At 52.4% G+C, this 22,550-nt stretch carries 17 protein-coding genes; 13 read left to right on the top strand and 4 right to left on the bottom strand.

The window, feature by feature from the left end; all coding sequences use genetic code 11:
* Positions 1-21: 21 nt before the first annotated feature.
* From NST26_RS14195 to NST26_RS14180, 4 genes are all read left to right on the top strand, one after another.
* Entirely contained in the window at positions 22-1,674 is a 1,653-nt protein-coding gene (locus NST26_RS14195; protein ID WP_340953292.1) for an AraC family transcriptional regulator, read from the top strand.
* Positions 1,675-1,794: 120 nt separating this feature from the next.
* Positions 1,795-2,757, top strand: a complete 963-nt coding sequence (locus NST26_RS14190; protein WP_340953293.1) for an ABC transporter substrate-binding protein — start codon at positions 1,795-1,797, stop codon at positions 2,755-2,757.
* 13 nt (positions 2,758-2,770) lie between these two features.
* A complete protein-coding gene (locus NST26_RS14185) occupies positions 2,771-3,517 on the top strand; it encodes a (2Fe-2S)-binding protein (RefSeq protein WP_340953295.1) in 747 nt (248 codons plus the stop codon).
* A gap of 153 nt (positions 3,518-3,670) precedes the next feature.
* On the top strand, positions 3,671-5,731 hold the full coding sequence (locus NST26_RS14180; RefSeq protein ID WP_340953297.1) for a methyl-accepting chemotaxis protein: 2,061 nt from the start codon (positions 3,671-3,673) through the stop codon (positions 5,729-5,731).
* Positions 5,732-5,812: 81 nt separating this feature from the next.
* Here the strand turns inward: NST26_RS14180 and NST26_RS14175 are convergent, their stop codons facing one another.
* A complete protein-coding gene (locus tag NST26_RS14175; protein WP_340979283.1) occupies positions 5,813-7,081 on the bottom strand; it encodes a hypothetical protein in 1,269 nt (422 codons plus the stop codon).
* A 205-nt stretch (positions 7,082-7,286) separates the two neighbouring features.
* On the opposite strand from NST26_RS14175, the gene NST26_RS14170 reads away from it, so the two are divergent.
* Positions 7,287-8,186, top strand: a complete 900-nt coding sequence (locus NST26_RS14170; RefSeq protein WP_340979282.1) for a hypothetical protein — start codon at positions 7,287-7,289, stop codon at positions 8,184-8,186.
* 117 nt (positions 8,187-8,303) lie between these two features.
* On the opposite strand, the gene NST26_RS14165 is transcribed toward NST26_RS14170, so the two are convergent.
* The 3 genes from NST26_RS14165 to NST26_RS14155 form a co-directional block, all read right to left on the bottom strand.
* Positions 8,304-8,489, bottom strand: a complete 186-nt coding sequence (locus NST26_RS14165; RefSeq protein WP_340979281.1) for a hypothetical protein — start codon at positions 8,487-8,489, stop codon at positions 8,304-8,306.
* A gap of 360 nt (positions 8,490-8,849) precedes the next feature.
* Entirely contained in the window at positions 8,850-10,235 is a 1,386-nt protein-coding gene (locus NST26_RS14160) for a sensor histidine kinase (protein WP_339256302.1), read from the bottom strand.
* Positions 10,225-10,902: a response regulator transcription factor gene (locus tag NST26_RS14155; RefSeq protein ID WP_339256300.1), complete on the bottom strand. Its 678-nt coding sequence runs from the start codon at positions 10,900-10,902 to the stop codon at positions 10,225-10,227. Before NST26_RS14155 ends, NST26_RS14160 begins: the two co-directional genes overlap by 11 nt.
* Before the next feature lie 185 nt (positions 10,903-11,087).
* On the opposite strand from NST26_RS14155, the gene NST26_RS14150 reads away from it, so the two are divergent.
* The 8 genes from NST26_RS14150 (at position 11,088) to NST26_RS14115 (ending at position 22,114) form a co-directional block, all read left to right on the top strand.
* A complete protein-coding gene (locus NST26_RS14150) occupies positions 11,088-11,969 on the top strand; it encodes a hypothetical protein (protein WP_339256298.1) in 882 nt (293 codons plus the stop codon).
* Between the two features lie 221 nt (positions 11,970-12,190).
* Positions 12,191-13,744 (top strand): response regulator transcription factor, encoded by a 1,554-nt coding sequence (locus NST26_RS14145; protein WP_339257463.1) that lies wholly within the window; start codon positions 12,191-12,193, stop codon positions 13,742-13,744.
* Positions 13,745-13,762: 18 nt separating this feature from the next.
* Complete coding sequence (locus tag NST26_RS14140) at positions 13,763-15,505, top strand: sensor histidine kinase (protein WP_339256296.1); 1,743 nt, start codon at positions 13,763-13,765, stop codon at positions 15,503-15,505.
* Between the two features lie 119 nt (positions 15,506-15,624).
* Entirely contained in the window at positions 15,625-17,304 is a 1,680-nt protein-coding gene (locus tag NST26_RS14135) for an ABC transporter substrate-binding protein (RefSeq protein WP_339256294.1), read from the top strand.
* A gap of 123 nt (positions 17,305-17,427) precedes the next feature.
* Positions 17,428-18,390 carry an ABC transporter permease gene (locus NST26_RS14130; protein WP_051478310.1) on the top strand — a complete coding sequence of 321 codons (963 nt, stop codon included), beginning with the start codon at positions 17,428-17,430 and terminating at the stop codon, positions 18,388-18,390.
* Positions 18,391-18,407: 17 nt separating this feature from the next.
* On the top strand, positions 18,408-19,331 hold the full coding sequence (locus NST26_RS14125; RefSeq protein WP_036729010.1) for a carbohydrate ABC transporter permease: 924 nt from the start codon (positions 18,408-18,410) through the stop codon (positions 19,329-19,331).
* Between the two features lie 83 nt (positions 19,332-19,414).
* On the top strand, positions 19,415-19,666 hold the full coding sequence (locus tag NST26_RS14120) for an SDR family NAD(P)-dependent oxidoreductase (protein ID WP_339256292.1): 252 nt from the start codon (positions 19,415-19,417) through the stop codon (positions 19,664-19,666).
* A 159-nt stretch (positions 19,667-19,825) separates the two neighbouring features.
* A complete protein-coding gene (locus tag NST26_RS14115) occupies positions 19,826-22,114 on the top strand; it encodes a preprotein translocase subunit SecA (RefSeq protein WP_339256290.1) in 2,289 nt (762 codons plus the stop codon).
* Positions 22,115-22,550 lie beyond the last annotated feature (436 nt).

Raw genomic sequence — 22,550 nt, 5'->3', positions numbered from 1 at the left:
TAGCGAACGGGAGTGCAAAGAATGAACAGTAAGGATGGAATCCCGCCTGCGGGAGCCTTCGGACAGCTTGATCAGATGTGGTTCAGGCTTCGGAGCAGCGAGCAGAACAGCAGTCTCACGGGAGGGTGTTCACTCCGACTGCAATTCCTTGAATCGCATCTGCTCCTGATTCCAGTTTCGGGCCGGGGCTGGATCACTGTGGACGGCAAGTATGGCGAACTCAGAGCGGGAGCTGCCTTTGTCTGCCTGCCGGGGCAATTAATCGAAGCCTGCCTGGACAGTTCGGGCGAACCGAATATATACATTCTGCGGTTTGATGTATTTAGCCAGCAGAATCCGCCTGTACAACCGGGCCGGATAAGCTCAACGGAGCCCCCGCTCCCCTTCTCCCTGGAAGGAGAAACAACGATGTCTTCTTCAGTTACATACAGCAAACACTGTGAGGCTATCACCGCTTCCCTTGGCAGTACAGACCCCTTACAGCAGCTTCTTGCCCAGAGCAGATTCTATGAGCTGCTGTTCAGTCTGCTCAGCGATGCCAGGCAGCTGCAGCCTAGCGATAGCGATACCGATACGATTATGGAACGCGCCAAGACCTATATAGAACAGCATTACCGTGAAGAGCTGTCCATCTCCCTGCTGGCTGGGGAAGCGGGCATTAGCGTAAGGCATTTCATCCGGTTGTTCAAGCAGAAATATGGTCTCAGCGCGATTGAATACCTGACCGAATACCGGATCAGACAAGCAAGAAGTCTTATGCTGCCGCATACGAATTATGAATTGAAGGATATCGCCGCTTATGTCGGTTACAAGGACGTTCCTTATTTCCGGCGCAAATTCAAGCAAATTACCGGTGTAGCTCCGGCGACCTTCATGCGGAATGCCAAGCTGAAGATCGTTGCCTACCACGGCAGCCTGATTGGGGCGCTGCTTACCCTGAATATTATTCCCTGCGCCGCACCGGCTGACCATCCCTGGACAGAATATTACCGCCGTAAATATGAGACAGATGCGGTTCTGCCGCTTGCCCAAGATGACGCTATCCGCATCCAGCAGCTTGCTTCCCTCCGCCCTGATTATATTCTGGGGCTGGAACCATCGGTCAGCCGGAGGATGTTACCGCAGCTTCAGGCGATTGCCCCCACGTTCTTTGTGTCTAAGCTCCAGACGGATTGGCGCACGCAATTACACTTCATTGGAGAATGCGTGGGCAGAGCACCGGAAGCAGCCGCTTGGCTGAACAACTATGAGCGTAAGGCCAAGAGCATCCGGGCGCAATTAGGTCAAGATTCAGCCATGGGCAAGCTGCTCCTTGCCCGCATATCCGGGCAGTCCATCACCTTGCTATCTACGCGAAGCTTAGCTGAGGTATTCTATGATGATCTGAATTTCATTCCGGCGTCCGTTGTGGATCGTAGACTGAGCAATCAGACAATAACCCCGGAGGAGCTGTGGTCGTCAGATGCGGACAAGCTGCTGTTCATAGTGGATGAGGATGCAGCTTCGCAAGCCTTATGGTCTGCATTCCGGGACAGAGAGTCCTTGCTGCCCCCTGATCCCGCAGGGTTTTCACGAATAGAGTACCTCCCTCCCTACCCTTGGACAGAGTATAGCTCGTTCACCCAGGAGTTGGTTCTTGACTCCGCGCTGGCACTCTGGCGTAATCAGACATGAAATATTGGCGCGATTGTCAATAGTCGAATCCTTCAGATTGTTTTATACTCCTAACAGTGATATTGATTCTCACTCTCAGGTGAGATGACAGGTATTCATACTCAGGAGGTTATTGAAGATATGCGACAGATAAGACAAAGAATGGTGTTCTGCATGGCGATAGTATTAACATTGTTAATGACGGCTTGCTCCAACAACAGTGGACAGGCCAAGGTGGCCGCAGACGCCGAAGCCGATTTCCGGGTAGTAGGCAGTGAGAAGGGCGAGATTAAGATCCCGGCCCATCCGACCAGAGTCGTCGGCCTATCCGTAGTCTACCCTGAGTTTCTACAAGCGTTAGGCGTTACGCCCATTGCTGTACAGAACTACCAGGAGGAGTTCCCGACTTATCTAGAGGAGCCCTTCAAGGATACGCTGAAGATGGGCATAGCCCAAACTCCGAATTTTGAAATGATTCTCTCTGCCAATCCTGATCTGATCCTCGCCCCTACATGGTGGTCGGCTAAGGATTATGACCAGTTGTCGGGGATCGCTCCGACGGTTCTGCTGCCGCAGCGCGATGACTGGCGGGATGAGCTGAAGGATATCGCCGGGGTACTCGGCAAGACGGAGCTTGCAGAGAACGTAATTAAGGATCTGGAGGCTCAGGAGGCAGAAGCCAAGCAGAAGCTGGATGATCTGGTGGGTAATGAAACGGTGATGTACATGATGGTGATGCCGGGCAGCTTCGTTCTTTACGGGGATCAGATTGACCGCGGAAAATTCCTTCACACTACGCTTGGGCTGGAGATGATCCCGAATTTCCCGACTAAAGATCCTTCCTTATCCATCTCACTGGAGAAGCTGCCGGAGTATAATCCCGATCACATCTTCCTTCAGTTGAATAACGAGGACGATGCCGGGGTGAAGAAAACCTATGAGGATCTGCTGAAGAGTCCATTATGGAAGAACATGACTGCGGTCAAAAAGAACCAGGTCTACACCATGGCCGGCAAGGATTGGTTCAACCTGGGGATGTCTCCTCTGGCTAACCGTTATGCGGTGGATGCGGTGCTTCAAGCCTTTGAAGGCAACTCCAAATAAAGGGGGGCTTCAGATGGCCAACACTGGCGAGCTCCAGAGGGCTGAACGTTACTTCATCTCCCCTGAAGCTGTTGAGAACGCAGTGGTTACTTTACGACTGACAGAATTATGTATGCCCGCACATGCTGAGCATCTGCTTACCACTTATGCTTCCATGCTCGGGACTGAGGATAAACGTATAGCGGCAGCCATCTTCTGCACATGGATCGCCGGGATCTGCGGAGCCAAATACGCACTGCTCACAGCCGCAGATCCGCTGGCTCATGCCTTGCGACTAAATAACCTGTCTGTGCAGCTCGTACGCACGGATGGGTATCCCGAATTCGCCTTCCCTATCCATAACCACCGGGAGGGTATCAATGACCGGAACAGGAATGGAAATGAGCTCATAGATGAGCTTGGGTTGTTCTACACGAACGAGGTCAGACCAATTATTGCGGCGCTTGCCGAGGCTTCACAGACCAAAGCGGTGATGCTGTGGAAGCATGTCTATAATCAGTTGTATACTTTTATCGAAGAGGATGCTCTTGACGCCTCCAATGAGTGCAGCCGCAGCCAGATCCACAGGCAATTCCAAGCTGTACTCTGGGAGCTGACGCCGGAGGCATTCGGACTTCGCAGCAATCCGTTCCGTATCACACCCAAGTTCCGGAGAGACCCCCACCCTCCGCACGATACGATATCTGTGAAGGCTACCTGCTGTCTGGCCTATAAACTCAGAGCGGATCATGATTATTGCGGCGGATGTCCTATCATTTAACCGGCACGGCCTAATAGACTACTCACCGGCTTGGAATCTTTTCCCAGCCGGTTTTTTCTGTGAAATAACATCCTTCACTCTACAAGAATATCCGCCATATTCCGACATATTATTTAAGAGCTTTCGCTCTAATACATATCCGGGAGATGACCTATGTCACAGCTAATTCAAAAACGGCCAGTCCGTTCAACCAGCATCGCCAACACATTGGCCATTGTGCTGCTAGTCATTATTCTTGTCGTCTTCTCGATCCTGGGTACCTTCTTCTATTCCAGCACCCAAAGCATTCTAGTAAGCCAGCAAGAGTCGATGCTGATGACCAAAACGCAGGGAATTGTCAGCCAGTTCGATGCTCTGTTCAAGGAGAAGGGCTCACTGGTCAAACAAATGTCCACCAACTCGATTTTCCAAAAATATATTGAGAGCACAACAGCAGATCAAATCACCACTTCCCCCCACGCCGCAGAAGCACTCGCCACACTGGCGGACATTGTAAAGTCTGAGCCCTCCTTCGCCGATGCCTGGGTGGCCGGGTTATCCGGGAAGGGATATTTCCTCCAAAATGACGGTCTGACCTCTAAATCGGACTTTGATATCCGCGCCCGCCCCTACTTCAAGCCTGTATCCGAATCCAAGGGTCTCTACTATTCTGAACCTTACGCCGACGTCATTAGCGGCAAAATGCTGATGGGCATTTTCTATCCGATTCTGAATGAGAGCAGCCAAATGATCGGCTTCATTGCCGCAGATATTGCCTTCGATGACATCCCGCAGATCATGCAGAGCTACTCCTTGGGAAGCACCGGGTTCTCCATTCTGGCTACCCGCTCTGGCGATATTCTCTACCACCCGGATGAAGCCAAGGTACTGAAGGAGAAAATCACAGAGAGTCCGGGCGATCTAGGCGCCATCGGTAAAAAAATGATTAACGGCGAATCCGGCGTATCGCTCATTGATGATAATGGCAACCCCCGTTATATCGGCTATGCCACCAGCATGGATACCGGATGGTCTGTAGGCTTAACCATTACCCGGCAAGAGGCGCTTAGCGAGCTGACGTCCTTCACCCGGACGACCATCACCGGTTTTGCTGTTGCCGCTTTGATCCTGGTGTTCATCTGTTATCTCACACTGCGCTACCTGTTACGCTCCATTCCAAAACTGCTGGCCGCTATCCAACGGATTGCAGACGGAGACCTGACGGTTCAGCTCAATGATGCCTCTCGCAATGAAATCGGACAGATTGCTCATGGCATTGCGGGCATGGTCCAGAAGATTCAGAGCATGATTCAGGTGATTCATAATACGACTCAGGTGCTGACCCAATCCTCCCAGAACCTGCAAGCCATCTCTACCAAAACCGCGATAACCATGAACGAAACGGCTACGGCCATTAATGAAATTGCGAATGCTACCAACTACCAGTCCGCTGAATCCGAGAGCATTCTCCACAAAACCGGTGCATTATCCGATCAAATTGACGAAATCACCAGTGATGCCCAGACTGTAGGAACCATGGTACAGACCTCAGCAGAGCTCAGCAGTTCCGGTCTTGACTTGGTGGAGCAACTCTCCAAAGCTGCAGAAGACAATCACAGATCTACACAAGCGATGTCATCGCTCATTGAGGATATTGATCTGAGCCGTCATGAGATTTCGGGTATCGTAGGCACAGTGAATCAAATAGCGACACAGACCAATCTGCTCGCCCTTAATGCTTCCATTGAAGCGGCACGGGCAGGTGAACATGGCAGAGGCTTCGCGGTGGTAGCTGGTGAGGTGCGTAAGCTTGCCGAGCAAACAGCCCGGGCTACTGAAGAAATCTACAAGAAGGTCAGCGCCATTGAGGAAAAAACAAGCCTATCCGTAGAACACACTACTCTTGGCCTTACGATTGCGGAGGAGAATGCCAAATCTGTCGAGAATGCGAAGCAGGTCTTCTTCAGCTTGAACAGTGACCTGGAGGAGCTGAAGGTACGGATGCTGCAGATCAGCAATAACACCTCGATTGTCCACAAGCACAAGGATGAGATTCTGCAGGCGATTGAGGTCATATCTTCGACGACCGAGGAGAATTCTGCCTCCACTGAAGAGGTAAGTGCCAATACACAGGAGCAGCTCGGCAGTATTGAGCAGGTAGCTGAACTGTCCAGAGAGCTGAGCGAAATCTCACAGAGGCTGGAGGAAGAACTGCGGCAGTTCAAGCTGGAGTAACGGGGTATGCAAAAAGATCGCCAAGTAAGAGATTCACTTGACGATCTTTTTGTCATGCGGAGGTCTAAGCCTGGTTCGGTGCTATTTTAACATGTACTTGGTAATCGTCTTAGGCGCATAGCTCCTCGTGATGTACAGCTCCCCGCCTCCCGCATAAATGTAATTATGCCCGGTTTCGTAGTCGTGCCAGCTTGTGGAGAGATGATATTTGATCTGCAGGTTCGCCGGGTCCAGCACATAGAAATCCTCCTTGGCAATATCCCCCTCAAAGGTCTCAGGATCAACGACAGCCGGACGCTCCTGCCATTGGTACTGCTTCTCGACCGTAATCTCGCCCGATGGTGTTATCCGGCAGTACCATTCGCGGTCCCCGGCTTCACCGATCTGCTGCTTGCCGAGTAATTGGTTGTCTTTGCTGTACAATTTGTAGACGTTGTCGCTCTGGATCAGATAGTTGTTGCCGGTCGTATCGATCCGATCCATCTTGTTCACAGGACGCACCCACTTCTTGGTGCCGTTAGCGTCATAGCCGAATAACAGCCAGGTATCGCTACTGCTCATCTTAATCAGGAACGAACCGCCGCGAAGCGGATACACCTGGAAATCAGGATATTTAACTGCTTTGGGAGCGGTGTAGGCAGCCAGCGGTTTCGTCAGAGCATCCAGACTCCGGTATACGCTGACTCTGTTTGTATCCAGCTCCTTATGTACCACATAGCCGTTCGGCAGCACATCAATCACCCCTGAGGCCCATTTGCCGGTCAGCTTAAGCTTGCGTACCTGCTTCCCGTCCTGACTGTACTCGGTAATACCACGAGAAGCTACATTGCCGCTAACCAAGGTTCGAATCACAATATTTCCGTTATCCAACACCATCGGCGAGTAGGACCCGGTTATGGTTTTGGTCCATTTCCGTTTGCCGTTCGGATCAACAACGGTAAGATCATAGGGTTTGCCGCCCCACATTTTATAGAAATAGCTGTAGCCGTTACTGGCAGAATAAAAACCATTAGCAGTAAACGGCTTGTCGTTGGCCATGTCCGAATAGTCATATACCCAGTTGGCAGAACCGTTAATGCGGTCAATGGATGCGTACAACATGCCCGAAGACTTCGTCTTGGAAGGGGCTACGGTTACGGTCTTGACCAGCGGAATGAACATTCGATTCTTACTCTGTAAGGTGTCTATAGTGCCCCAGAAGGTAATGCCATCCGGCAGCGTATAGCTCCATTCCGGCTTCGGGAGCTGTTCCATGACTTTTGCCGCCGATGAGCGTCCAGGAAGCAGTACCTGTGCCGCCAGTAATAGCGCAAAGCCTGCGGTGAAAAATTTCAATCGTTTTGAATTCATAACTCCTATCCCTCTTTTACTATGTATTAATGTTCCAACCTGAATTATTATATGACCACCTAGACAATAAGGACAGGTTATAAATGGATGCTATCTAACCGGTGTGTCCGGCCGCATTCCCGGCGCGTTTGCCAGTACCCGGGGCTGTCCATTACAATGACAGTAATCAGGCAGACAATGCCTATTCCCGGGAGGAGAGTATGACATGGTAGCATGGAACCGTGCCGCATGGGGGCAATTAACGGTTGAAGAGAAAAGGCACGCGATGCAGGGAGTGCTTAAACAGCTGCCCGCTGGCTTCAAGTGGCTGCGGTTAGAGAGGTTCGAACGTTACGGCCAGTCCATAGAAACGGGTGTCTTCGTATATGAGGGCAGTGAATACGTGTACGTGCCGGGCGACACGGTGACCCTGGGCCGCTCAGAGGTACATATGTATGCCGAGATGTCTCCCGTCCGCGAAGCTGTGATCGGGCCATTGCTCGTCCAGCGCCAGCCTGCTTCAGCAGGCTGGTACGAATGTCCGCTGGACCGGCTGGACCCGGAAGAAGATGAGGATGTGCTCGAAGCTATCGAAGAGTTCCGTCAGGGGCCGCACACCAGCTATGAGTACTCCCAGTATTTCCGGCTCGAACGGGACGGGGAACAGATCGTAGTGTTCCTGTTCGACGACAGCGAATCGTTCGAAGAATGGTGCGAGTCAGAGCTGCCGGAGGGCTTCACCCTGCCGACTGAGGACGAATGGGAGTATCTGTACGGCGCAGCTGCACGAACGCTGTTCCCGTGGGGCGACGAGATTGACGAAACCATGCGGCTCAGACATGTGTCCGGTTCAAGTGTGGCTAATGCTGAGGACCCGTATCCGCTGGAGCTGCCGAATGCGTTCGGCCTATGCTTCCCCGGCGATCCTTACAAAAAGGAGCTGGTCCTCACGCCGGACGGCATAACTGGCAAAGGCGGCGACGGCGGCTGCAATCTGCACGGCGGCCAAGGTGTTGCCCTCGGGTATCTCCCAACCGCGACCGCTTTCCGCGATCCTTATGAGAGCGAGCTGGAATGGGAGGATCTGCTGGATTGCCTGGTGTACCGGCGGGTTGTTAGGTTGTAGGATTACGAACATTAGTATAAGACATCCAAAAGCCGCCCTTCCTTCGCATCAAGCGAAGCCGGGCGGCTTTTTCCATTGTCATGTTATTTAGTAAGGCAGCTTCATGGGCTATCGGTTTCACACACCCTGCGATACAAGCTCTCTCTGGGCTGAAGCAGCTCCTTCTGTGTCCGAATCCGTGCTCTTATCCAGTTCCTCCACACGTGCCACATTCAGTTCCTGCTCGTTCTGATGAAGCTCTTTGACCATATTCCTGTAGATATGGGCTTCTTGACGGTCCAGTCCGTCACGATTCTCTTTCATGATCCAGGTTTCCACGGTTCGCTTGAGAATTTCGCCTTTTCGTTCCAACAGTTTCGTATAAGTCAACGTTTCTTCATTCCCTTCCTGATGCTTAGAGTTCATACGCCAGGGTGAAGCTCTGATGTCACATCCGGCGTAACGTCTACTATTATACGGGAAAGACCCGGCTCACCCAATGCGGAGCATCCGGACTTACATCGGGTGAGCTGCGCTCAGCGTAGAAGAGGCTGACTCAGCAGGCAGGTTCGCAGATGTTCGGACAGATGCTCCCATATACGGCAAGATAGAAGCAGAATTCGCCTACAAGTCAATATGTGTTCGGTTTTCCGCATACATTCTGTTCGTGCCCTTACTACCGCTTCAGCTCCGCAGCTCCACACGGAACACGCTGCCTCCCCCGGGGCAGTTCTCAGCCATTATGCTGCCGCCAAGCGTGTCTACCAGCTCCTTGGCAATGGCAAGCCCCAGCCCGTGGCCCCCGGCCTCCCGCGAACGCGACTGGTCAGGGCGGTAGAAGCGCTCGAAGATCCGGCTCAGGTCTTCCGCAGGAATACCCATGCCTGTATCCTGCACCTCCAGCGCCAGCCACGTGCTGCTGTTCTTCTGAATGAGCGCAGCCCGCAGAATGACGCGGCCGCCTGCGGGTGTGAACTTGATGGCATTCTCCAGCAGAATGACCATGAGCTGCACCAGCTTCTCCTGATCCTGCTTCACCGGAAGCTCCGCCGGAGCTTCGAGGGTAAGCCGGATCTGCTTCGCTTCGGCCAGCACGCCCAGGCCGGAGAGCGTAAGGGCCAGGACCGGCGCAAGGTCGAAGCGCCGGAGGACCTGCTCCAGCAGCCCGGCATCACTGCGGGCCAGCAGGAGCAGGTCACGGGTCAGCGCGGTCATCCGCTGGACCTCCGAATACATCCCGTCCACCACATGACGGGTGAACGCCTGTTCATTGATGCTGTCCTCCAGCTTCAGCGTCTCGATGGAGGACAGCATCACGCTCAGCGGCGTGCGGAGCTCATGCGAGGCGTCCGCCGCGAAGTGCTTCTGCCGGTCATACGCCTCGCGGACCGGCACCATCGCCTGCCGCGACATCACCCGGCTGAAGACGGCGGCCAGCAGGATGAATACCGCTGCGATGGCGGCCAATACGCCGAGAAGCCAGCGGAATAACTGCTGCTGGAAGGTAACATCTTTACCGGCATACAGGATGCCCGCAGGCTGCCCCTTATGCTCGAAGACCCGGCTGCCGAGCAGATAAGCAGCCTGCGGGCTGTCCTTGGGATCATTCCCCTTATGCAGCAGGCCTGGCCCCTGCTCCAGCTCCACTATCGCAAGTCCCTCCGCTGTCTTGGCCGCCCCGGAATCTGCCAGCTTCAGCACTTGCTCCTTCAGTCCCGGCTGAATCTCGCCGCTGCCCAGCAGACCGCCCTCCGTATTCAAGATCACGTAGAATGACTGATCCGCACTGAGTGTAAATTCCTGATTCCCCGGCCCATGATCCCTCCCTTGCAGCAGTTCATCGAACATAGGTCCTTGCAGCTGCTTCACCTCGGCATCCAGCAGAGAATGAAGCCGCTCCTTCTGGTTATTCCAGATCAGAAGATGCAGAAGCAGATAGATGATAAGGAAGGACAATAGCAGAAATACGCTCATCACCGCACTGTACCGCCAGGTAAGGCGCTTTTGGGTGCGTGCGAACAAGTCATTGCCGGAGCGGCTGGCCCCGGAACGAAAAACATTAAATTTCAAAGCTATACCCCACTCCCCGGATGCTGTGAATGTGCTGCTGTTCTCCGTCCAAGAGTGCCAGCTTCTTACGGAGCAGCTTGACCGTGGCATCGATGGTCTTGAGCGTAACCTCAGATTCCATCCCCCAGATCCGGTCCAGGATCACCTCGCGGGCAAGCACCGTGCCCTGGTTCTTCAGGAGCAGATCCAGGAGCTGATACTCTCTGGGCGTAAGCTGAACCTCCTGCATCCCTGCCGCAATCCGGTGGCTGTTCCGGTCCAGCACCAGCTCTCCGATCCGGCATGTGTCATTCTCCAGCGGGAGGAAGGTCCGTCGGCCCAAGGCCCGGAGCCGGGCCAGCAATTCGTCTATTTCGAACGGCTTCACCAGATAATCATCCGCTCCCGCATCAAGACCGCGAATCCTGTCCTCCAGCGAATCTCTTGCCGTCAGTATCAGGATAGCCCCAAGATAGCCATCCTGACGCAGCTGACGGCACACCTCCCGGCCATCCCGCTCCGGCAGCATCCAGTCCAGCACCAGCACATCATAGCCGGAGACACTGGCGAGATCATACGCCTCATCCCCGGAAGTGACCCATTCAACGGTGTATGCCGCTTTCTTCTTAATCATATGTACGATCAGTTCACCCAGCCGGGTATCATCTTCCGCGAGCAAGATCTTCATGGGGTCCTCCCCTCCCTCTCATCAGGTGCTTGTGTCCTGTACATTTGTCAATATATCAAGATACCACATTCCAGTGAAAATCTGGTGAAAACAATGCAGTTGCCCTTTCTCCGTATTTTCACACTGGGAGTATAGAGTAAGTGGCACGCCATACATTACCCCTAGCGGGAAAGGATGATTCTACGATGACTTCACCACGTAATCTATTCACTCCAAAAGCAAGCAAGCTGCTTGCAGGCACCTTGACGGCAGCACTCATCCTAAGTACTGGCGGGCTGAGCGCCTTCGCTGCCTCTTCCCCATCGGCTACTAGCGTTTCGAGTCCAGCTCCGCTGCTTCCGGCTCCTGAAGCTGGCCTTCCGCCTGCCGGTACAGAGCCGCTAAGCCCGCCAGCCGGAGCACCCGGCGGCCCCGGCTTAGGCGGTCCCGGTCTCGGCGGCATCGAGACCAGCGACCTGCTGGCCACGCTTGGCCTGTCGGCCAGCGGGCTGCGCACAGCGCTTGAATCGGGAAGCTCGCTTAGCGCAATTGCCAAGCAGCAGAACGTGGACTCTCAGAAGCTGCTCCAGCTCACCGCAAATGCAATAGAGGCCAGACTCAGCCAGGAATATAAGGATGGACGTATCACCGAGAGCGTGTATAAGAGCCGCCTCAGTGAAGTCTCCAAGCGTGCGGCGTCCCTGCTGAACCAGACCCGGCCGAAGCCGCCGGTGCCCGGTTCAGCACCGGCAGATACGGCTGAATTACCGCCGCTCGGGCCTGGGCTGGAAAGTCTTGACCGCTCGGAACTCGCCGGACTGCTGGGAATCAGCACCAGCCAGCTTGCCTCCGGTCTCGGCAGCGGACAATCCCTTGCCGAACTGGCAGGCACAAGCGGAACCAGTACGCAGAAGCTGATGGATCTGGTCGCCGCTGCCCTCACCCAGGATTTGAAGGAACGCCTGGCCAGAGGAGACCTGTGGGCGGATGATTATTCAGCTGAACTGGCGAATGTACAGACCCGGGCTGCTGATCTGGTACAGCATGTGCATCCCCAGCCCCCGCATCTCCGGCAGAATGACAAATAAGTCCGGAGATTAAGCGGAAAATACAATACCGGAGAGCCTGTGTCTAACGATGCAGGCTCTTCGTGTTGAAAGGATTTTCCAGCAGGTGCTAGAATAAAAAGTCGTTTCCACTCGAATTCTGTCAGGGAATTAGCTTATAATGATCACACTGCGACTTGACCGAGGATGGAACAAGACCAAGCAATCCAGAATAACCCCAAGGAGGAAGTCCATTGTATAAGGTGCTGATTGTAGATGATGAAGTTTTTGTGCGGAAGGGCTTGATCCGGATTCTGAGCGAATGCTCGCCGCAATTCGAGATTTGCGGTGAAGCCGAGAACGGGGAGCAAGCGCTTACCCTGATTGAACAATTGAACCCGGAGCTGGTGATTGCCGATATCCGTATGCCCGTGCTGGACGGGCTGGGACTGATCAAGAAAGTGAAGACGGAGCTTGTGCAGGAGCCGATTTTTATTATTTTGAGCGGATATGCCGACTTCTCCTATGCCCAGCAAGCCTTCCGGTACAATGTGTCGGATTATATCCTCAAGCCGGTTGACGAACAGGAGCTTACGGTTGCGCTTGGCAAAATCGCCCATATGCTGAACAAAAAGCAGCTCCTCTCCATCACCCGGGAGAAGCCCTTGGTCGAGACGGTCATCGAAAGCCTGCTGCAGACGCAGCCCGATGATCAGGTCATGGGACGGATCGCCTATGCGCTGGAGCTGCCTCTCACCTCTTCCTATACGTACCTCATCGCAGAAATGCAGGATCAGCTTCCTGCCGGAGAAGTCGATTATCTGCCTGCCCTGAAGAACTCTCTGCTGCGTTATTTCCGCCAAGAGGCTCAGACTCTGCTTCTTCATGTACGCACGAACAATCAATACGGGATGATCTTGCCCGGCCAGTGGGTGGATGAACCCCATCCTTCCCCGTGGGGAGGCTACCGTACGATGCTGGATACACTGGAACGGGAGCTTGAAACAAGCATCGCTTTGTTCGTTGGCCGGAAGGTAAGCCATCTCAATCAGATTGTAGCCTCCGGGGCCAGTGCGGAGCAATGCCTCCAGTACCGTTTTGCCGCCGGCTTCGAGGGCATTTATATGGCGGACGAGCTGCTGGAGCTGCCCTTATACTATTTCGATATCGATGAAGGATTGCACAGCAAGCTGATTTACGAGGTCGAAGCCAATGACAACAAGGGTTACAGCTCAACTGTGGATGCTATTTTCACCATGTTCCAGGAGCGCCACTTCGCCCCCGGGGCGGTGACGAACACGATCCGGCGCAGCATGATTGCCATCATCAACATTATCCGGCAGCTTGAAGGTGACGAGAACGCACTGCAATGGATGACCGAGCTGCTCAACTGGCCGCTGAAATACCGTAATTTGAAGCAGCTGAAGCAGGTATTCCAGCAGTTTATCGCCGAAGCCGCAGAATATATCGCAGAGAAGCGCGGCGGCAAGAGCGAAGGCAATATTGAAAAAATCAAAAAATACATCGACGGGCATTACCGTGAAAATATCTACCTCAAGGGTATTGCCGCCGATTTCGATATGAATCCGGTCTATCTTGGACAGTTATTCCGCAAAACCTACGGTGTGTATTTCAATGAATACCTGCTGACCCTGCGGATTGAGGAGGCCAAGCGCCTGCTGCGGCAGACCAAGAAACGGATGTACGAAATCGCGGAGCTGGTCGGCTTCCAGAATGCGGATTATTTTGCCACCCAGTTTGAAAAGCTTGAGAATATGACGCCGACTGATTATCGCAATATGATGATTGGGCAGTAAATAAGGAGGCTCCCTGCCGTGTTCAACTTCCGTCTGAATCATATGAAGCTTAGAAGCAAGCTGATTGTCATCTACATTGTATGCGTGTTCATTCCGATCATCCTGACCAATGTAATGTTCTATCAGGTGACCACCGCCAATATCAAGAATCAGAAGACCGCAGATGCCGAGCAGGCGATGAATCTGCTGCAGGCTGAGCTGAGGACCGTAATTGAAGATGCAGCAGGCATATCCTACCTCTACTCCATTGACCGGCAGCTGATCCAGCATCTGAATACCACCTATGCTTCAACGGACCGCTATGTGGAGTCGCTGAACGCCATATCGAATCTGTTCAACCGGACTGACAAAGAGAACAAGGTGCTGAGCTCCTCGGTGATTATGACCGACAATCCAACCGTTCTGGCCTCAGCCCATATCATTAAGCTGGAGGACAGTATGCGCCAGCAGGACTGGTATAAAGAGATCAGCCAATTCAGCAACACACACCCCCATCTCTATGTGACGCCCGACAGCATCAGCGTGATCCAGCGGCTCACTGACCGCAGGCTGGAGACGTATGAGCATGTCCTGAAAATTGACCTGAACATGAACTATATCCGGCAGATTCTGGATCTTTCCAGCTTCAGCGGTGATTTCTATATTCTCGACCCGTCGGGCCAGGCCCGCTTCGGCCGTCTCTCCAGCGGTCAGCCCAGCGGGCTGATTACTGCGGCGCACACCCTGACCCCAACTGAGATTCCCAAGCCAAAGCAGGCGATTGTGATCGACAAGACTTACCAGAATAACCGTTACCTAAGCGGCTGGTCGATTTACGGCGTCCTGGATGAGACCCTTATTTTGTCAGATGTCAGACAATCCGGGCAATTTATCCTGTGGTTTGCCGGCATTAACTTCCTGGTTCCCACCATTGTAATTATGATCATGTCCCGTTCTATCCACACGCGTATTAAGAACATTCTGAAGCATATGAAGTCTGTAAAAGACAAAAATTTCGGACTGATCCCCTACCACCTGGAGCGGGATGAGATCGGTGAGCTTACCGTCGAGTTCAACCGGATGAGTAAACGTATTGAGAACCTGATCAATGATGTATATGTTGCAGAAATACAGAAGAAGGAGCTTGAGCTGCGGCAGCGGCAGGCTCAGCTGCATGCGCTGCACAGCCAGATCAACCCTCACTTCCTGTTCAATGCGCTGGAGACGATCCGGATGCGCAGTATGATGAAGGGCGAGACCCAGACGGCCCGGACGATTCAGAACATGGCGAAGATTTTCCGCAAATCAATCATGTGGAAGAGCAGCTTCGTTACGATCCGCGAGGAGCTTGAATTAATCGAGAGCTTCCTGGAGATTCAGAAATACCGCTTCGACAACAAGCTTGAATATCACATCGAGGTGGACCAGTCGCTGCTGAGCATTGAAATTCCGAAGATGGCCTTCCTTCCGTATGTGGAGAACGCCAGTATTCACGGGATTGAGAATATAGCGGGCATCGGGTATATCAACATCCAGATCGCCCAGGAGAACGGGCAGATTGTCTTCGTCATTGCAGATAACGGCGTGGGCATGGACCAGGCGAAAATCAGTGAGCTTATGCATTACCTGGAGGATGAGTCTGCCATGGGTGATTCAATCGGGATGAAGAATGTAATCACCCGGCTGAGGATCACCTACGGGGAATCGTTCACCTTCTCCATCACGAGCGAGCCCGGAGCGGGAACCCGCATTTTGCTGCGTCTGCCTCTGGAGAACAAATAAATATAGGGTATACCTTAATTATTCAAAGACTGATCTAAGGTTTGCCCTGTAACAAAGTTAAACGCTTTCTTTTATAATGAGGTTGTTCAATAGCACAAAGTAAAGAAAGGGGATATGAAATGCGTACAAAGAAATGGTTGCAAACCGGACTGGCTGCTGTTATGGCTTCAGCCCTCCTCATTGCCGGCTGCTCGGGCGGTAACAACGGGAACAAGAACAGTTCCAGCGGCAACGACGGCGAGGTAAGCACTGAGCCGGTAACGTTCACTTACTTCGGCTTCGGGGCCAACAAGGATACCATGGCCAGTGATACTACCATCGGTAAGAAGCTTCAGGAACAGACAGGTGTAGACTGGAAAATGGAATACGTAGTTGGCGATGGAAGCACCAAGTCCGGGGTTATGATTGCCGGAGGCGACTATCCGGATGTCATCTCTCCAGTCGGCGAGCTGGCCAAGCTGCTCGATGCCGGTGCATACATTCCGCTCAATGATCTGATTGAGAAGTATGGCCCTAATATCAAGCGTGTCTACGGCGATTATATGAACAAGATCACCAATGAAGACGGCAACATCTATATCCTTCCCTTCACTGCAAATGTAAACGGATACTTGTCACCCCCGGACCCTAGCAGCACCTTCTGGATGCAGAGACGCGTCCTTAAGGAGTTCGGTTACCCGGAAGTGAAAACGCTTGACCAGTACTTTGACCTGATTGAGAAATACCAGGCCAAGTACCCTAAGGTGGATGGTAAAGACACCATCGGCTTCGCCACCTTCGCCGGTACAGCCGGTGAATTCTTCACCATCACCAACCAGCCAATGCATCTGGCCGGTTATCCGAATGAAGGCGGCGTCCTGGTGGACATGGAGTCTCATGAAGCCAAGCTGTATCAGGGAACCGAAGATGAGAAGCGCTGGCTGGCCAAATTGAACGAAATGAACGGTAAGGGTCTGGTTGACCCAGAGACGTTCACAGCGAACAAAGACCAGTATCTGGCGAAGCTGACCTCCGGCCGTGTGCTCGGATATGTCAACTATTCCTGGCAAATCAACGACGCCACTAACAACCTGAGATCCGCTGGCAATGACGACCTGCGTTACGTTGCCCTTCCTATCGTATTTGACGAAGGCATTAAAGACGCTTATGTTGATCCTCCGTCCTTCGTGAACAACCGCGGGCTGGGCATCTCTGTCAGCGCGAAGGATCCGGTCCGCATCATCAAGTATTTCGACAACCTGCTGACCGACGAGAACCAGAAGCTTGTAGAGTGGGGCATTGAAGGCGAAACTTACACTAAGAACGCTGAAGGCCGTATGGTGATGAGCGAAGAACAGCTGACAAACCGCAACGACAATGATTTCAAACGTAAATTCGGCTTCGCTTATTTCGATTATGAATGGCCGCGTTATGGCGACAACTCCGTTTATGATGACGGCAACGCCCACGTTCCGTTCAACCAGCCGGAAGTTGCAGCTATCAACTACACAGAAGGCGACAAAACACTGCTGAAGGCATACAACCTGAAGACCTTCTCCGACTTCTATGCCGAGCCGGTAGAGCGTCCATGGTACCCTGCTTGGAGTATTGAGAAAGAACCGGGCTCCCCTGAGCAGCTCTTCAGCCAGAGAGCCGGCGATTTGCAGCAGAAGTACTATCCTCGTATGGTGCTTGCTGCCCCTGGCCAATTTGAAAAGGTCTGGAGTGAATACCTGGCCGAATACAACAAGCTCGATGCTAAGGGCTACGAAGAATTCATGACTAACAAGATCAAGGACCGCATCGACGGCAAATGGTAAGCGTCCGCTTCCCAGATGCAGCATGATGAACCGGGAAAAGTGAAGCTCGCCTTCACTTTTCCCTTCTACACTTACACTTGTTAGCAAATAGAGAATATGGAGCTTGGAAAGGGGACGGTACAGGTGGGAAAAACCGCTGTGCAGTTGGCAAAATCGAATAATACCGGCACTTCGCGCTTCAAAACCTTTTTTAAAGAGCTATCTAAACAGAAAATGCTGATGCTGATGTCATTGCCCTTTCTGTTATGGGTGATTGTATTCAAATACCTCCCCCTATGGGGATGGACGATTGCTTTCCAGAAATTCAAGCCAGCCAAGGATCTGTTCGACCAGAAGTGGGTCGGCTGGGACAATTTCAAGTTCCTGTTCCAGGAACAGCAGTTCTATCGCGTACTTCGTAATACTCTGGTTATGAGCTCTATTAACCTGGTACTGGGTTTTGTAACGGCTATTGTTCTGGCCCTTCTGCTTAATGAGCTGCGCAATGTATTCTTCAAACGCACCGTTCAGACGATCAGTTACCTGCCCTACTTCATTTCCTGGGTCGTAGCGGCCAATATTGTACAAATGGCACTGGCACCGGAAGGGATCATCAATGTGCTGCTGGTCAAAATGCAGCTTATTGATCATCCAATTCTGTGGCTGGGCGAAGGCAAGTATTTCTGGGGAATACTCGGGGTTACGGAAGTCTGGAAGAATGTCGGCTGGAATACTATCATCTATCTGGCAGCCATCACCTCCATCGACCCTTCTCAATATGAAGCGGCTGAGATTGACGGGGCATCCCGTCTACAAAGAATGTTCTATATTACCCTGCCGGGTATTAAGCCGGTTATCGTACTGATTCTGATTATGAATCTGGGCCATATTCTGGAGTCCGGCTTCGAGGCGCAGTACCTGTTAGGTAACGGGATGAACCTCGACTATTCGGAGAATCTGGATATCTTCGTACTGAAGTACGGGATGCAGATGAATAACTTCGGGCTAGCCACCGCAGCAGGTATGTTCAAAACGCTGGTCAGCTTCATCTTCTTGATCGCAGCCAATAATATCGCCAAGCGTATGGGCGAAAGCAGATTGTACTAGAAAGGAGGACACAAGTAATGGCTAAATCCAAAACCAATTCATACCGGAATTCTTCGTTGGGTGACCGAATCTTCGACATATGCAATACGATCTTCATGATTCTCTTGGTCATTGTTACCCTCTATCCGTTCCTGAATATGTTTGCTTTATCGTTCAATGAAGCGAATGACTCTGTCCGCGGGGATATTTATATCTGGCCTCGTGAATGGACGCTGCGCAACTTCGAGTATGTATTCAGTGAATCCAACATCTTCTTTTCAACGTTTGTCTCTGCAGCACGGACGGTAATCGGCACTGTGGTCTCCGTATTCTGTACAGCGATGCTGGCCTATACGGTAAGCCGTCCGGAATATAAGCTGAAGAAGTTTGTGTCCGTCACGTTTATTTTCACCATGTACTTCAGCGGCGGTCTGATTCCAGGCTACCTGCTGATCAAAGAGCTGAACATGCTGAACAGCTTCTGGGTCTATATCATTCCGGGCATCATCGGCGTATTTAATATGATCGTCATCCGCTCCTTCATTGAGGCACTGCCTGAGGGACTGATGGAATCGGCCAAAATCGACGGCGCAGGCGACTTCATCACCTTCTCGCGCATTGTGCTTCCGCTGACCGTTCCGGCGCTGGCTACCGTCTCCCTGTTCGTAGCGGTCTATCAGTGGAATTCATGGTTTGACGTCTTCCTGTACAACTCCTCCACGCCAAGCCTGAGTACGCTGCAATACGAGCTGATGAAGATGCTGTCAACATCCAACACCGCGATGTCCAGCTCCTCGGCAGCCGATGCCTTTGCGAACGCGCAGGGCAATAAAGCGACTGTTACACCGACCTCTATCCGTGCTACGATGACCATTGTAGCGAGTGTACCGATTATCATCGTCTATCCGTTCCTGCAGAAGTATTTCGTTAAAGGGATGGTTGTCGGTGGGGTAAAAGGCTAATTGTAAAAAGCTCTGCACATAAACAAGCGATCTTCGGAAGGCCATCCGCCTTGTCTGAAGACCGCTTGTTTTTTTAATTACTTTTGCTTGCCATCGAATACGGACCAGCGGGCATTCGGGTCAATGCCATCGCCCCCGGCACAACTATGACAGATATGATTCAACAATGGGTCTCCATCAATCCTGAGATTATCGAGCAAATCAGTGCCAAAACGCCCCTCCGGCGTCCGGCTGAACCCATAGAAGTCGCACAGGCTGCGGCCTGGTTGCTTAGTGATCAAGCATCCTTCGTAACAGGGGTCATCCTGCCGGTAGACGGCGGGCTGAGTGCCTAAAGGCCGCTTACCCTCCCCTTTTCTATCCGGCTAATACTTGTCTCAGGAGCTTATAATCCATACATTGGTAAACCGAAACAGTAATGGACTATAATATACAGGTAAAGTAGCCCGATGACGTTCATATTAGTAGTTGGGAGAACGGGGAGTGAACTGTCTATGAATATAGCCGCTAAATTCGTGCAGCGTTTCAGAGAATACGATAACCGGAATATGCTTAAAGCCTATCGTGACAAAACGGAGCAAATCCGCACACGGAATTTGCAGGCATGGGATGACACCAAGCTTCAGGAGGAGTCCTTCCGGCTCCAGCAAGCTGCCCAATCCGGCATAGCTCTGGACGAGCTGCTTGTCGATGCCTATTCATTAGTCTGTGAGGTTTCCTCAAGAACACTCGGCTTACAGCCTTATGATGTCCAGATCATGGCCGGGATCGCCCTGCATGAACGAATGCTGATCGAGCAGCACACCGGTGAGGGCAAAACCCTCTCAGCCGTAATGCCGGCCTATCTGAATGCGCTGACCGGCAAAGGCGTTCATGTGCTGACCTTCAATGATTATCTGGCCCGGCGGGATGCGCAGTGGATGGGTCCCATTTACCGCTTCCTGGGACTATCGGTGGATTCGGTTCAAGCGGGCATGAGCCTGACTGAGAAACGGGCTGCCTACAGGAGCGATATCACCTATGTTACGGCAAAAGAAGCAGGGTTCGATTACTTGCGAGATACCATTGCGCTCACGGAAGCCGCTACGGTACACCGCCCTTTCCACTACGTCATCGTGGACGAAGCCGATTCCTTGCTGCTTGATGAAGCGCGGGTACCGCTTGTAATCAGCGGAGAATCTGAGGTCAGTCATAGCGACGGCATGCGATACGCGGATCTGGCCCGGCAGCTGCTGGCTGGAGAACATTACGATTATGACGAATTCCAGCGGAACGTATACCTGAACGATGTGGGTGCTGCCAAAGTAGAAGAGTTGCTGGGATGCGGTAATCTCTATGATAGCCGGAATAGTCAGCTGCTAACCTCACTGAATTGTGCACTGCATGTGGAGACCTTATTAACGAAGGATATTGATTATATCGTCCGTGGCGGTGCTATCGAGCTGATTGAAGAGTATACAGGACGCGTGGCAGAGAACCGTTATTTGCCGGACGGGCTGCAAGCGGCATTGACAGCGAAGGAAGGACTGAAATGGGCTGCAGGCGGGAAAATACTCGGTACGATCACTATTCAACACTTCATTAGCCTATATCCTGAAATCTGCGGAATGACGGCTACAGCCTGTGCCTCCGCTATGGAATTCAAGGATATCTATGCTCTGCAGGTGGTACAGATTCCGCCGAACCGGCTGAACATCCGGACCGATTACCCGCACCGGATCTACACACACAAGGAAGCCAAATATCAGGCGCTCGTGCAGGACATCTCCTCTATTCACAGGGAGGGCCGTCCCATTCTGATCGGAACCGCAAGTGTTGAGGAATCGGACATGCTGGCTGCGGAGCTTGCGGCTGCCGGGGTTCCCGCTCAGGTGCTGAATGCGAAGAATGATGCTGAGGAAGCTGATATTATCGCCAGAGCCGGAGAACTGGGCGCCGTAACAGTCTCAACGAATATGGCGGGACGCGGTGTCGATATCCGGCTCGGCGGCGGTGATCCGGTACAGGCAGACGCTGTCGCCCGGCTCGGCGGCTTATATGTCATTGGCACCCATGTGAACGAAAGCGTACGGATTGACAACCAGCTTCGCGGGCGTTCCGGCCGCCAGGGCGACCCGGGGGCTTCTGTCTTCTATGTCAGTCTGGAAGACGATCTGATGCGCCGCTTCAGCTCCCCTACCCCAGCCCATGCGGTCAGACAGCAGGAAGCTATTGAAGAGCCTTTGCTTGGCCGGAAAATCGTAAGTATTCAGCAAATTGTAATGAGTCAGAACTTCGATATCCATAACGAGCTGAACCGTTATTCGGATATGATCGAGGACCAGCGGCGGATTCTCTACGCAGAGCGGCTCAGCATTCTGCTGGGCGAGCAGCCGATGAGCCCTGCGGAGCAGCGGGTACGGCTATTCTATATCGATGAATGCTGGGCTGACCATCTAGCCTTCGTCTCCTATCTCCGCGAAGGCATTCACCTGGAGAGCATCGCCAGCCGCAGCCCGATCGATGAATTTCATACACAGATTACCGGAGCGTTCGATCAGATCCCGGGCAAGATCAACCGTGCGGAAGAGGCGATGCTGGTCAGGCTTGGAGGGTCCAATGATCCGGCTGAATGGGAACGGCTGGGCCTTAGGAGCCCTGCTTCGACCCGGACTTATATCATTAATGATCAATATCTGCAAAATAAGCGCAGCTCATGGACGGGAACGACCGTTGTAGCTTTTTGGCTTCGTCCCTTTGCACAGAAGGTACTATCCCCCTTCATTAAGCAACCGAAATACTAATATGGCTCTTATTGCAGAAGTGGAAACGGCTAGGCCGTCCTTAGGAGGATGGCCTAGCCGTTTGAAGTTAGTACAGAGAATGAAAGGTATTCTGTCGATACCCTACGAGCAGATAATCGCCGCACCTGTGGGTGGGATTTAAAACAAGTGGAAAAACGTATCTTAATTTTCACCTGTTTGTTGAATTCAGGAAAATAAGTGGATAAACAGCAGCTGCTACTATCCATTTTCGCTATTAGACGTTCTTGGAGACGAATTAAGTGCCCTTTTTCCAATTGTTGTCGTCGCAGGGCTCCAGCCTCCTTCAGTAAATGGATAAAATCCATCTATTTCCTGCTAGTAGAGCGTCAGAGTTAAATATATGGATTGCTGTAAAAAAGGCTTCGAAATAGAATCTAATGTATTCCGTACAATTGAATGTTGAACAAAGGCCTGT

It is taken from the genome of Paenibacillus sp. FSL R7-0128 (assembly GCF_038002245.1).
Lineage (GTDB): Bacteria > Bacillota > Bacilli > Paenibacillales > Paenibacillaceae > Paenibacillus_AQ > Paenibacillus_AQ silagei.
This window is presented reverse-complemented; position numbering and strand designations above follow the sequence as displayed.